Source organism: uncultured Sphingomonas sp., assembly GCF_946477935.1.
Classification (GTDB): domain Bacteria; phylum Pseudomonadota; class Alphaproteobacteria; order Sphingomonadales; family Sphingomonadaceae; genus Sphingomonas.
This window is the reverse complement of the sequence record NZ_CAMLAC010000014.1, coordinates 1-11,970: the sequence shown is the minus strand read 5'-3', so window position 1 is coordinate 11,970 and position 11,970 is coordinate 1. Positions and strand designations below refer to the sequence as shown.

The 11,970-nt window shown below is 63.6% G+C and carries 13 protein-coding genes and 3 pseudogenes; 11 read left to right on the top strand and 5 right to left on the bottom strand.

Translation table 11 applies throughout. The features are described from left to right. Positions 1-5: 5 nt before the first annotated feature. Positions 6-142, bottom strand: a pseudogene (locus Q0U08_RS03135) (IS3 family transposase); the annotation flags it as partial. Positions 143-161: 19 nt separating this feature from the next. On the opposite strand from Q0U08_RS03135, the pseudogene Q0U08_RS03130 reads away from it, so the two are divergent. Further along, positions 162-643, top strand: a pseudogene (locus Q0U08_RS03130) (IS5 family transposase); the annotation flags it as partial. A gap of 32 nt (positions 644-675) precedes the next feature. Here Q0U08_RS03130 and Q0U08_RS03125 read toward each other — a convergent pair. The 4 genes and pseudogenes from Q0U08_RS03125 to Q0U08_RS03110 all read right to left on the bottom strand — a co-directional run bounded on the left by Q0U08_RS03125 (position 676) and on the right by Q0U08_RS03110 (position 3,190). Beyond that, a pseudogene (locus Q0U08_RS03125) lies at positions 676-1,621 on the bottom strand (IS630 family transposase). Between the two features lie 90 nt (positions 1,622-1,711). Further along, entirely contained in the window at positions 1,712-2,125 is a 414-nt protein-coding gene (locus tag Q0U08_RS03120; RefSeq protein ID WP_367271095.1) for a hypothetical protein, read from the bottom strand. A 317-nt stretch (positions 2,126-2,442) separates the two neighbouring features. After that, positions 2,443-2,682, bottom strand: coding sequence for an AlpA family transcriptional regulator (locus Q0U08_RS03115; protein WP_202393053.1), 240 nt, complete (start codon positions 2,680-2,682; stop codon positions 2,443-2,445). Positions 2,683-2,728: 46 nt separating this feature from the next. Then, positions 2,729-3,190 (bottom strand): transcriptional regulator, encoded by a 462-nt coding sequence (locus Q0U08_RS03110; protein ID WP_160772050.1) that lies wholly within the window; start codon positions 3,188-3,190, stop codon positions 2,729-2,731. A 350-nt stretch (positions 3,191-3,540) separates the two neighbouring features. On the opposite strand from Q0U08_RS03110, the gene Q0U08_RS03105 reads away from it, so the two are divergent. The 10 genes from Q0U08_RS03105 to Q0U08_RS03060 are packed head-to-tail and all read left to right on the top strand — an operon-like array spanning position 3,541 to position 11,938. Continuing rightward, positions 3,541-3,870, top strand: a complete 330-nt coding sequence (locus Q0U08_RS03105) for a TrbC/VirB2 family protein (RefSeq protein WP_160772049.1) — start codon at positions 3,541-3,543, stop codon at positions 3,868-3,870. A 27-nt stretch (positions 3,871-3,897) separates the two neighbouring features. Next, the gene (traL, locus tag Q0U08_RS03100) at positions 3,898-4,185 is read left to right on the top strand and encodes a type IV conjugative transfer system protein TraL (RefSeq protein WP_298089670.1); all 288 of its coding nucleotides are present in this window, start codon (positions 3,898-3,900) and stop codon (positions 4,183-4,185) included. A 10-nt stretch (positions 4,186-4,195) separates the two neighbouring features. Continuing rightward, entirely contained in the window at positions 4,196-4,768 is a 573-nt protein-coding gene (locus tag Q0U08_RS03095) for a type IV conjugative transfer system protein TraE (protein ID WP_298089669.1), read from the top strand. Then, positions 4,768-5,523, top strand: a complete 756-nt coding sequence (locus Q0U08_RS03090; RefSeq protein WP_298089668.1) for a type-F conjugative transfer system secretin TraK — start codon at positions 4,768-4,770, stop codon at positions 5,521-5,523. Before Q0U08_RS03095 ends, Q0U08_RS03090 begins: the two co-directional genes overlap by 1 nt. After that, the gene (locus Q0U08_RS03085) at positions 5,516-6,856 is read left to right on the top strand and encodes a TraB/VirB10 family protein (protein ID WP_298089667.1); all 1,341 of its coding nucleotides are present in this window, start codon (positions 5,516-5,518) and stop codon (positions 6,854-6,856) included. The genes Q0U08_RS03090 and Q0U08_RS03085 overlap by 8 nt, the downstream gene beginning before the upstream one ends. Continuing rightward, the gene (locus tag Q0U08_RS03080) at positions 6,853-7,755 is read left to right on the top strand and encodes a DsbC family protein (RefSeq protein WP_298089666.1); all 903 of its coding nucleotides are present in this window, start codon (positions 6,853-6,855) and stop codon (positions 7,753-7,755) included. Before Q0U08_RS03085 ends, Q0U08_RS03080 begins: the two co-directional genes overlap by 4 nt. 4 nt (positions 7,756-7,759) lie before the next feature. Then, positions 7,760-8,569: a conjugal transfer protein TraV gene (locus Q0U08_RS03075; protein WP_298089665.1), complete on the top strand. Its 810-nt coding sequence runs from the start codon at positions 7,760-7,762 to the stop codon at positions 8,567-8,569. Beyond that, on the top strand, positions 8,569-11,112 hold the full coding sequence (traC, locus tag Q0U08_RS03070) for a type IV secretion system protein TraC (protein WP_298089663.1): 2,544 nt from the start codon (positions 8,569-8,571) through the stop codon (positions 11,110-11,112). Before Q0U08_RS03075 ends, traC begins: the two co-directional genes overlap by 1 nt. Positions 11,113-11,141: 29 nt before the next feature. Next, positions 11,142-11,534 (top strand): hypothetical protein, encoded by a 393-nt coding sequence (locus Q0U08_RS03065; RefSeq protein ID WP_298089662.1) that lies wholly within the window; start codon positions 11,142-11,144, stop codon positions 11,532-11,534. Further along, entirely contained in the window at positions 11,531-11,938 is a 408-nt protein-coding gene (locus tag Q0U08_RS03060) for a type-F conjugative transfer system protein TrbI (protein ID WP_298089661.1), read from the top strand. Before Q0U08_RS03065 ends, Q0U08_RS03060 begins: the two co-directional genes overlap by 4 nt. The last annotated feature ends 32 nt before the right edge of the window (positions 11,939-11,970 follow it).

Genomic DNA, 11,970 nt, shown 5'->3' with positions numbered 1-11,970 from the left:
GTTTGTTAGTACAATAAGCTCGTCGCCGTCATGTCCGGACGGAGGTGGAGCGAAGCGGAACCGGAGGCCGGAGATGGCGGTGGAGCCATCTCCGGTGCCGGCGGTCGGCAGGCAGGCTGCTATGGGGCCCTATAGACCAGAAAGCCGAGCCGCAGGCCGACATGATCGACGCAACCTATCTCAAGGCCGGCCGCACGCCTTCCAGCCTTGGGGTAAAAAGGGATCTCGGGCCCCTGATTGGACGGACCAAGGGCGGCATCAACACGAAGCTGCACGCCGCGACTGATGCAAACGGCCGCCCTTTAAGCTTCTTCATCACGGCCGGCCAGATCAGCGATTACACCGGTGCAGCTGCCTTGCTTGACGATCTGCCCAAGGCCAAGTGGATGCTCGCCGACCGCGGCTTTGACGCTGACTGGTTCAGAGATGCGCTGGAGCAAAAGGGCATCAAACCGTGCCTTCCGGGCCGCAAATCCCGATCTCTGCCTGTCAAATACGACAAGCCGCGGTACGAACGGCGTAACCGCATCGAGATCATGTTCGGCCGCCTGAAGGACTGGCGCCGCGTGGCAACGCGATATGACCGCCAGCCGTCGGCTTCTCCGCACTAGCACTGGCCGCCACCGTGCTCTTCTGGCTGTGATCAGTGAGTCCTAAGCCTAGAGCGGTTCTCGATCAGTCCAGATCATAACCGCACGATGTGAAGTAGTTGGCGCATTCGATTGGTTGGAAGATATCGACGAGCCTGCCGATGAGGTTCCAGAGGCCGTTCACAGTCCGCTCGCCGATCTTTCTGAGCATGGCCTTGAGCTTGGAGAAGGCCTTTTCGATGGGGTTGAAGTCGGGGCTGTAGGGCGGGAGGAAGCGCAGCGTTGCGCCAGCCTTCTCGATCAGATCGCGAACCGATGCCCGCTTGTGGCTGGACAGGTTGTCCATGATGACAACGTCACCGGGCCGCAGCTCGGGCACGAGCACCTGGGTGACATAGGCTTCGAACCAGTCGCCGTTGATCGGGCCGTCCAGCACCATTGGCGCGACCATGCCGGTCATGCGCAGCCCGGCCACCAGCGTGGTGGTTTTTCGGTGCCCGTGCGGGAAGCCCATGCGCAGCCGCTCGCCTCTGGCGCAGCGGCCATAACTGCGGGTCATGTTGGTCGCGGTCCAGGTCTCATCGATGAACACGAGCCGTTCGGGATCGAGGTCGAACTGGCCATCGAACCACGACTGCCGCTGGCTCAAGACGTCGGGCCGGTCCTGCTCGATGGCATGGCTCGTCTTTTTTTGCGCGTCATGCCGCGACGAGCGAAGAAGCGGTGAAGCCCGGCCACAGAGACGTTCAGGCCGATCTCGATCAGACCCGCGCGCAACTCCTCAAGCGAGATGTCCTTGCGCGCTTCCCAGAGCGCGAGAATGTCCTCCCGCCGCGCTTCGACATGGCGTGATCGCATGTCGCCACTTTGGGGCTTTGGGGCAATGTTTCCGGTCGTGCGCCGCTGTTCATGCCAGCGGATCGCCGTCGAGGGCGCCACCCCAAAGCGAGCCGCCGCGGCTCGGCAACTCATCCCGCATCAACCGCCGCAAGGACCCGGACACGCAAATCCAACGATAAAGGCTGACCCATCCATGCTGGCCTCCTTCACCAGCACAGATTCTGAATCAGAAAATCCGCCCCTTGGGAATCCCTTGCGACTCAGAACGGTCGAAAACCGCTCTAATCAACGACGGGATAATTTGGCATTGGCCATTCATAGCCAGGATTGCCCATCATCAGGTCTACGAAGATGGGCAGCAGGCATCCGAGCAGCGACGCGCCATCCCTCACTTGGTCGCGATTGACGTCGCTGTTCCAAGTCGCACCCCCATGGACCAGCTGGTTTCGCAGAACGTATAGCCGATCGAAGAGGATCGAAAGGATCCGCGCGGTGTCATGTTCGCGCAAGGCATGGTTAATCGCAGTCCGGCTCCGGTCGAGCTTCTGCTCCCAATCCGCATAGCCGGGCACCCCGTTCTGGTGCTGCCAGAACGGGTGATAGACATAGCGATTGTCCAGCAGCAGCCGGATTTCCTGGCTGAAGCGCTGCCAAACAGCATCATAGACCCGGTGGCGTGCGTCGAACTTCACCAAGGTTGAGAAGAATGCCTGAAACAGGCCGCGTTCGCCTTCCGGTGCAGAGCTGCTGGCTGACGCATCGACATAGGCCGCGTTGTATCCGATCCAGAGAAGGATGAAGCGGACGTCATAGTCTTGATCCTCTGCTTCCGCACGTCGAAGCCATGATAGCGCCCGGTGAACGCGAAGTGCTAAGGGCGTCTGGAAGCCTCGCGCAATGAGCGCTGCTTCTCTTTCAGGGCTTCGGGATGGAGAGAATTGTCAAGGGGGTAACGGTAAACCATTGGCACAGCTTAGCGCGAGGAATCCTAACCGAATAGATCATTGCGTCATCAGTTTGGAATTCGCGATACAGCGCGGATCCACTCGTCAATTTCTGCCTCAACCCAAACTGCGCATTTGGGGCCGAGCGATCGCGACCTTGGGAAGCGCCCTTCGCTCATACGCTGGTAGATGGCGGAGCGCCGTAGTCCGACGCGGGCGATAACCTCCGGCAGGCGCAAAAGCCGTGCCGGCGGCAATACTTCGGGCGGTTGAGGCGTCTGCGTTTCATCTTGTGTTGCATGCGGCATTGCTGGTCTCATTCGCGTGGGTTCGGTCCCCTCCGAACTCAAGGATTTACCGGGACAGCGACATTGCGATGTCGCGGCCCACAAAATCATCGATGTGCTTTGCCAGCATTCGCGCCACGAGCTGTGAGGTGCCGTTAGCCCACCGCGGCCGCAGATCCTCAATCCGGCGTCCCAGGGTCCGCTGCAGATGAAGGGGCAGGCTGGTGAAGAACTCTTCGAGAAATTCGCCCATCTCGCCATGCATCCACTCGCAAGCGAGATCTTCCTGCCCGGCGAGCGCGAGAATCATGGATGCGCGAGGTTGCGCTCCACAGGCGGAGAGCACACGTGCTGCTTCGTCGAGCCCGATAGGCCGCTCGCCGCGCGCAAGGCGAAGCAGGGTCTCGCGATGCATGCCGCATTCATTGGCAATCCTGTGGCGGGGTTTGCCGGCGGCTTCGATCGCATGGGCAAGAACGCGGGCCAGGCTTTCATTGGCTGGTCTGGCGGCAGCGGTTGGATGGTACATGGTTGTCTCCTAGCTTCTGCACTGGTGCGACTCGCAGGATTAACGCGAAGCATCCCATGTAGGAAAATGAAAAGAACATCCACGGAACATCTCGTTTAGAGGCGACTCAGTTCCTCTACCCGAGTCGTCGCCAAATCCCGTCAGTTGCGGCGGTTTTTACCGACATAAAATAACTGGTTTAGCGTCGTTATCGCTGGTTTGGGGCGTCGGACTGCAAAAGATGCGTCCGCATTCTTCCACCTCCAGGCGGGATTCCCGCTCGACACTTTCCTACGAACATTTCCTAGATGCATGTGGAACACACAGCGAACGCAAGAACGCTGTGACCACCCCTCCAACCGGAGCTTCACATGCAGTCTCTCACCCTTCCCCGGCGCGCCAGCGCCAATGGTCTTGGCAAGGCCATCAACTTTGCCATCCCGGTCGCCGTCGCGGCGCTTGCGGCGAGCGCCGCCTATGCTGGCGCTGACACGACCTTCACCCCTGCCCTCACCAAGTTCACCGACTTTCTGGAAGGCTCCGGCGGCAAGATCATCACGGTTCTCAGCCTCGCTGGCGGCCTGATCGGTCTGGCGTCCGGGCGCTTTTCGCTCGGCCAGGTCGCCGTCCCGGTGGGTGTCGGCATCGGCGTCGGCACCGGTGTTCCGATCGTCACCTCGGTCGTGACCGCGGTCATCTGAACGGTCGGACGGGAAGGCGGCGTCGCCATGGCAGACACTTACATCATTCCCCGGCGTCTCGATGACCCGGAGCTTATCGGCTTCTGGACCATCGACGAGTTCGCGGGAATGCTGGCCCCCTTCACCTGGGGGATCCTCACCCAGCATATCTTTATCGGCATCATAGTCGCCTTCGGCGCCTGGTTCGCATTGCGAAAGGCAAAAGCAGGACGCGCCAGCTCCTGGGTAGCCCATGCCGCATACTGGTATCTGCCTGCAGGATTTCTGGGTCTCAAGGCAACGCCGCCTTCTCACTGCCGACTGCTTGCCGGTTGAGGGGAAGCCCATGTTTTCCGACATATCCCATGAACGTCAGCAATCGCTGCTGCGCCAGCGAAACCTCTTTGCGCTGACCAGCGCCGGCCTTGGCCTCGCATTGGTCATCGCCGGGAGCCTTGCCGCTACCCGGGATCGCGAAGTGGTGCTGGTGCCGACCGTCGCCAAAACGCTCACCGTGAGCAGTGCCGGGGTCGATGCCGATTATCTCGAGCTCGTCACACGCGATGCGGCCCTTGTTCTCCTCAATCGCAGCCCCGAGGGTCTCGACTACTGGATGAACGAGATCCTGAACCTTGCTGATCCCGCAAGCTATGGCCGCCTCAAGGCCGAGCTGGTGCGGATAGTCGAAGAGCAACGGGGATCGGACGTCACCCAGGCTTTCGTAATCCGGTCGATGACGGTCGATCCGAAGGGCCTGACCTCAGATGTGACCGGAACTCTCAAGACCTTTGTCGGCGCGCAGGTGATTGCGAGTGACGAGCGCCGCTTCCGCTTCAGCTGGACGTACCGCGGACTGCGCCTGGCGCTGGCAGGGTTCGCCCAGCTCCCCCCACAGGACAAATCGAAGGAGGCCCAGTGATGGCTTACCGAAAAGGGACCCATACACGGGGTCTACTTCTGAGCACGGCCGCTCTGCTCACAGCAGCATCCCCCGCTCATGCCGCCGACCAGTTCAAGCAAACGGCTGACGGCGCCGGAATCGAGTGCAGCGTTTCAGCGCGCGAGCTGACCCGCTTCGCATTGGTCGACGACCAGTTCGCCAGCGTCTCGAAGATCTCGACCGGCACGCCCTACAACGACTTTGCAGTGACCAACGAGCCGGTGCGCGGCGACATCTATGTGTCGGTGCCGGAAACTTACGCGGCACGGTCGATCAGCTTCTTCACCACCACGAAGAAGGGCTTCGTCTACAAGGTCGCGTGCCGGGTTGAGCAAATTCCGGCGACCCAGGTCTTCATCACCAACCCCGCCATCGCGAAGAACCGGGCGGCGGATTGGGAAAGCCAGACCCCGATCGAGACAAGCGCCGTCAGGCTCATCCAGGCCATGGCCAATGACCGGACGGTCGACGGTTTCGAGGTCCGCCAATCGACTGCCATACCCGCACGGGTCGGCGATCTCGAAGTTCAGCTCATCGCTGATTATCGCGGCGCCAGCCTCACTGGGAAGGTCGTCCGCATCCACAATCGCGGAGCGAAACCCGTGACGCTCGCCGAGCGCGATCTCGCACCGCGCGACACCCTCGCCATCTCGATTGCCGAGCCGAAGCTCGAGCCCGGGGCCAGCACAACCGCCTTTGTTGTCGGCGCAAGCGGGGAGACCGGCCATGACTGATCCAGTCAATGCCAACGGCACGGCCCCTCTTCAGGCCGAGAGCGCGACACCTTCCGAACTTTCAGGGCTCAACGCGCGCACCGCGCGCCGTCAGAAGCTGCTGCTGGGGTCGCTGGGAGCGCTCGCGCTGCTCGGCGGGAGCTGGTTCATCCTTGGCGGTGGCGACAAGGCCAAGACCGGCGATCCCAATGCGGCGCAGACGATCGACACGGCGGGCCTCGTCAACCGCGATCTATCGCAGCGCGAGTTCGTCGCGACCTACGGCAACAGGCTCGATGCGGTCACCCGCGAGCAGAAGGCGCTGAAGGATGGGAGCATCCCGCGGACGGAGATCGAGGCGCAGCTCGCGGCTCTCAAGGCCGAAAACCAGGCCATGCGGGTCGATGGACAGGCCGCGATCGATGCTATCTCGGCAGAGAACGCCGAGCTCAAGACCCGGCTTGCCGCGCAGCCCGCAACGACGGCTCCCGCTGTACCGCCTCCGGCGTATGGGCCGCAGGCAGGCGGCTACGACGCGCGAGCCCGTTCGTCCCAGCCAGGAGCTGCGCCCACAGGGGGTGATCCGCAGGGCGGCACGATCCCGTCACCTGGCGAGGTGAAGCTGATGAGCTTCAGCTCCGACAAGGCAGGCACCAACGGTCTCAGAGTGGGTCGCCCCGATGCGCCGCCGGTTGTCGTCGAAGATTCGCCGGATTACCTGCCCCCCAATTCCTACGCTTCGGCCCGGGTAATTGTCGGCGTCGATGCCTCGGCAGGCGTCGTCAGCCAGACCGATCCGCTGCCCGTGGTCCTCAGGATCACAGGGCCTGCCCGGTCGGTCATTCAGAACGGGAAGGTTCTCACCACCCGGATCCAGGGCTGCGTGGTGAACGGCGCGGCGCGCGGCGATCTCAGCAGCGAGAAGGTCTATGTGAAACTCGCCCGCATGACCTGCGATCAGCCCGGCGGCCGGGTCGCGGTGAGTGAGGTCAAAGGCTTCATCAGCTTCGCCGGCAAGTCCGGCGTCCGCGGCCGCGTCGTAAGCCGCGAAGGCAGCCTCGTCAGCCAGGCGCTGCTCGCCGGAATCGTCGGCGGCTTTGGGCGTGGCTTCTCCGCCAACGCCAACAGCGTCTTTTCGGGTGTCACGACCAACCCCGACGGCAGCCGCTCCAAACTTTCGGCCGGCGACATCCTCGGCGGCGGGCTTGGCCAGGGCGCCGCCGATGCTGCCGACACGGTCAGCAAATACCTGATCGAGCGCGCCGAACAGTACCAACCCGTCGTCGAGATGCCGACCGGCATCGATGTCGAGATCGTGTTCCTCGACGGCGTCTACGTGAGGAACTCCCAATGATCGAAAATACTCTCCTCGAGCAGGACAATCGTCGGCGCCGCTGGTTGCGCCCGGCGGCCGGACTGGCGGCGATCATCGCCGTGTCAGCCGCGACGGGATGGGGTGTGGCAAGCCTTGCTGCCCCTGCTGCCGCTCCTGACACGGCGAAGGTTCGAGAGGCGCTCAAGCTGCGCCTGCCCAAGACGCCGATCGGCGCGATCAACTGCAAGGGCCTTGGCGGCCTGTGCGAGGTCGCGTCCAAATCGACGCTCTTCTACGTCGACCGGGCCGCAAAGTATCTGGTGATCGGCCGGGTCTACGACATGGAAGCCCGTCAGGATCTGACGGCTGCCCGATTGCTTGCCCTCAATCCGGACCTGTTGGCAGCGGGGGCAGCGCGGCGAAGCAATCCTGAAACACAAGCGGAAGGCGGCCCGAGCGCAGCCGCAGCGTCAGCCCGGAACACCCCGCCGCGCCATGTCCCCCTCGGAGAACTGCCGGCCAAAGGCGCGATCACCTGGGGACCTGCCAATGGTCCGCGCGTCGTTGTCTTCTCCGATTTCCACTGCGGCTACTGCAAGAAGCTTGAGGCAGAACTGAAGGCGATCGGAGCGCGGGTCGAAGAACGGCCGATCTCGATCTTCGGGGCGGAAAGTCGGCACGATTCTGAACGGGTGCTGTGCTCGCCGCGGCCTGAGCTGGCGCTTCGCATGGCCTATTCGGGTCTGGCGCTCGCCAATCCCAAACCCTGCGACACGAGCGGGCTCGATGCCAACGAGGCCTTCGCCCGGGCACACGGCTTTGGCGGCACGCCCGTGATCGTGCGCCCCGCCGATGGCGCTGTTCTCGAGGGCTTCCGGCCTGCCGCCGTGCTCCGGGAATTCCTGCGCGCTGCCCCTATCCCTGCTCCGAAAGGATAAACCCATGCGGTTTCCAACACGTCTTCTTGTCTGCGCCTGTCTGGCCGGCTTCGCCAGTGGCTGCGCCACGTTCGGCACCAATGTGGAGGGCGATTTCACCTGCCGCGCTCCGAAGGGCGGCTGCGCACCGACCCATCTGATCGATGCCAAGGCGACCGGTAATCCGTCAGCTGAAGTGCTCACTCAATCAGACGTGCGGCAGAGATCTGGCGTCGTGGATGCCGACACTGCCCGCACGGCGGAACGCACCTTGCGCGTCGTCTTCCCCGCCCATGTCGATGAAGCTGGTACACTGCACGACGAAGCGGTCGCCTGGACGGTTGTCGAAAATCCGCGCTGGGCCACCGAGCTGCGCCGCAAGGCGGGCGAGGATCAGGGCGGATCCCTGATGCGCCAGGTGCGTCGGCAACTGAAGGCTGCTCAGGCAGTCGCATCACAAGCTGGCTCAGACGGACACACGGACGCCTCTGACGACCTGTCGCCCTTCTCGTCTGCCGACACTGCCGAAACCAGGGCCGTCCAGCCCCTGGCCGCAGAAGCCCCCAATTTGCTCACTGAAACTTCGGATGCCTCGCCGCTGGTCCTCCCCTCCACGGCGCGCGAGGCCGTTGCCGGTGCCAAGGCACCGGCGGTCGAGGGGTTCGACACGTCGCCTCCCCCGCGTGATCGAGCCCCTCGGCCTGAGGCGGGGCAGAGCGCTCCGGTGTTCCCGAGCGCGGCAGCGATTGAAGCCGCAAAGGCCGCAATCCGCCCAGCAATCCGGAACGGCGCTCTGCCGACCGACAGCACCTCGCAGCCCAAGGAGCCCAAGTGATGGCCGAGCAACTCAAGTCCGTCGTCGATCGGTTGCTCAGCGGACTGCTGGGGGATGCCGAGCACGCCGAGAAGGCCCGTCCGCAGCTCATGGTCGACATGCTTTCCGACTGGCTGCCCTACCGGGTCTATGATCCAGCGACCCGGCTGTACTTCAACGCACGCTCCAAGGGCTTTGTCCTCTCGGTCACGCCTCTGATCGGCGCTGACGAGCGCACCGGGGAAATCCTCGGGCAGTTCTTTTCGGAAGGCCTGCCAGCAGGTGCCTGCCTTCAGGTTCTCCACCTTGCCAGTCCGCGCATCAGCAGGATCGTCGGCCCGTGGTTCGCGCCGCGCTACATGCAGGGCGGCGTCTACGAAGCGATTGCCCGGCACCGGGCGCGGCGGCTCTATTCGCTCGTTTGGGAATCGGGCTCGCCGGACGCCCCCTTCCACGCGCGGCATCACCAGGTCATCGTCTCGGTCGGCGTGCCGACGTCCAAGTCGGTCAGCAACGAGGATCTCAAGCAGACCCGCGAGGGCCTGATGGCGATGCTGAAGTCGCTCAACCTCGGCGTGGTCGAAGTCGGGCCGGAAGCGCTCATCGCTGTCATCGATGATCTGACCTCGCCAACCACCGCCCCGCAGGACGATGCGGTGCCTTACAATCCGAACGATCCAATCGCCTCCCAGGCGATCCGCCACGACATCGAACTGGTCGTGGCCGAAGACCGCATGCGGCTCGTGACCGAGCGCTTTCGTCCCACCGGCAAGGTCAACGACGGAGTACCCGAGATCGGGACGGTCTATCCTGATGCCTTCGACGTCCGGCATTTTGCCGTGCGCAACATGCCATCGCGTTGGGCCCCGTGGGAATGCGCGCGGCTGATCGGCGACCTTTTCACCGACAAGCTGCGCTTCCCCTGCCCGGCCGCCACCATGCTCTGTCTCGTCTATCCGGACCAGGAAGCGGCATCGGCAAAGGCCGGCTTCAAGTTCATGCGGACGACCAGCCTAGCCGGGACCCGCAGCGCGCGGTTCCTGCCCCGGATCGGGGAACAGGCCGCCGAGTGGCAACACGTTCAGGCCGAGCTCCAAGAAGGCCGCCGCCTCGTGCGGGTGTTCTACGGCGTGACGACCTATTCGCCGGCAGGGCAAGGCGATCGCCACGAACGCGCGATCAAGTCGATCTACAAGGCGGCGGGCTGGGATCTCACCGACGAGCGCTATCTCCAGCTCCAAGGGCTTCTCGCGGCGATGCCGTTGACGCTAGCCGACGGGCTCGGGGCCGACATGGAGCGGCTGAAGCGGTTCAAGACCGTCCTGTCGACCACTGCCGCGAATATCGCACCGATGCAGGGTGAGTATCTTGGAAGCGCCCATCCTCACCTGCTGTTCGTCGGGCGGCGCGGCCAGCCCTTCTTCTGGTCGCCGTTCGAGAACGACGCGGGCAACCACAATGTCGCGATCTGCGGCAAGTCGGGATCGGGCAAATCGGTGCTGCTCCAGGAGATGTGCGCGGCCCTGCGCGGCGCCGGCGCGCAGGTGGTCGTGATCGACGACGGCCGCAGCTTCGAGCATTCGGTCAAGCTGCAGGGCGGCCGCTTTGTCGAGTTCACGATGAAAGCGGGCTTTTGCCTCAACCCGTTTTCGATGATCGATGGGACCCGCGCGGCCGAGGACGAAGACTACCGTCTCGACTGCTTCGGGATGATCAAGGCGATCGTCGGGCAAATGGCTCGCCACAGCGCGAAGCTGACCGATACCGAGCGCGGGCTTATCGACCGGGCGGTCAATCTCGTCTGGGCGGAACATGGTGCCGCTGCGACGGTCACCACAGTTGGCGAGATGCTGGCCAGTCTTGGGCATGACACCGCCTCAGACATTGCGACTGCGCTTGCCCCTTACATGGCGGGCGGGACCTACGGGGCCTTCTTCGAAGGCCAGGCAAGCCTCGACCTCGATGCCGACTTCACGGTCTTCGAGATGTCCGACCTCGCGAGCCGGGAGGATCTGCGTAGCGTGGTGCTCTCCGCGATCATGTTCATGACCAGCCAGGCGATGACGCGAAGCCCGCGGTCGCTGCGCAAGCTCCTGCTGATCGATGAAGCCTGGTCGATGCTGAAGGGCGGCTCGATGGGTGAATTCGTCGAAACCTACGCCCGCACCTGCCGCAAATATGGCGGTGCGCTGGCGACCGCAACCCAGTCGCTCAACGACTACTACAAGTCCGACGGGGCGACAGCGGCGCTCGAAAACAGCGACTGGATGCTGATCCTGCAGCAGAAGCCGGAGACGATCGCCGACTTCAAGGCGAGCAAGCGCCTCGACATGGATGATCGCACCGAGACGCTGATCCGCAGCCTCAAGCGCTCCGGGAGCGACTATTCCGAGGTGTTCATCAAGGGGCCGGAGACCGAGGCGATCGGGCGGCTCGTGCTCGATGACTATTCGGCAACGCTCTTCTCGAGTTCGCCCCAGACCTTCGCCGCCATCGATGCCGAGATCGCGCGCGGGCACCAGCTCGCCGATGCGATCGAGCGCATCGCCTTCGCCAACCGCTGACACCCCATCACCAAAGGATTCCTATCTTCATGCCTCTCCACCTCGTCACCCCCTTCGACCGGACCGACCCTTCCGAAGACGAACAGCCCGTCAGCCAGCCGGTGCGGACATTGCGCTCGCGCGTGGCCGATGGCTGCTACATTCTGCTTCGCGGCTGCCTGTTTCTCGGCTCGTCCTACCTGATGGCGCTGGGCCTGCCGCTGCTGTTCTTCCTGCTGTTGTCGGGCGGCAATCCCGATGCCTTCTTCGCCCATGTCGCCAATCTCGGTGACCGCTTCCTGGCGGCCGACCTAGCACGGCGCGTGAGCTTCCTCGGCCAGTGCAAGTTTGTTTTGATCGGTCTCGCGACGCTCGTCGTCGTGTGGCGCATGCCGCGCTTCATCCGCGACCTCGACCGCGAACTCTCGGGAGAAAAGTTGTGAAGAACATTCTGGCAACATCCAACCTGCGCGTAAGGCTTGGATCGATCAATCTAACCGCTGTTGCTCTCGGCGTCGGCATGGTTGGTCAAGTTCTGTGGGGCGTCTGGGCGACCGACAAGCTCCTTACCCTGGAGAAGCGCGAGGTCGTCACGGTCCAGCTGAGCCGGATCATGGGCGACTTCATCGAAGCCGAAGCGCGCGCCGGCCGGCCGCCTGAAGAGACCAGGCAACGCGTCCAGGCCTACCTCAAGGCCGTGGAAGCCTCGGTGCAGAAGCTCGGACGCGAAGGCCGGACGGTCCTCGTTGCCGAAGCCGTGGTGGCCGGGAGCACGCCGGACCTGACCGGGTCTGTGCGCGCAGATGTTGTGCGCCGGATGGGAGCCCTTCCCGATGCAGCCCGCTGATCGCCTGATCCGCTCGGCGTCTGCGCGCCTGC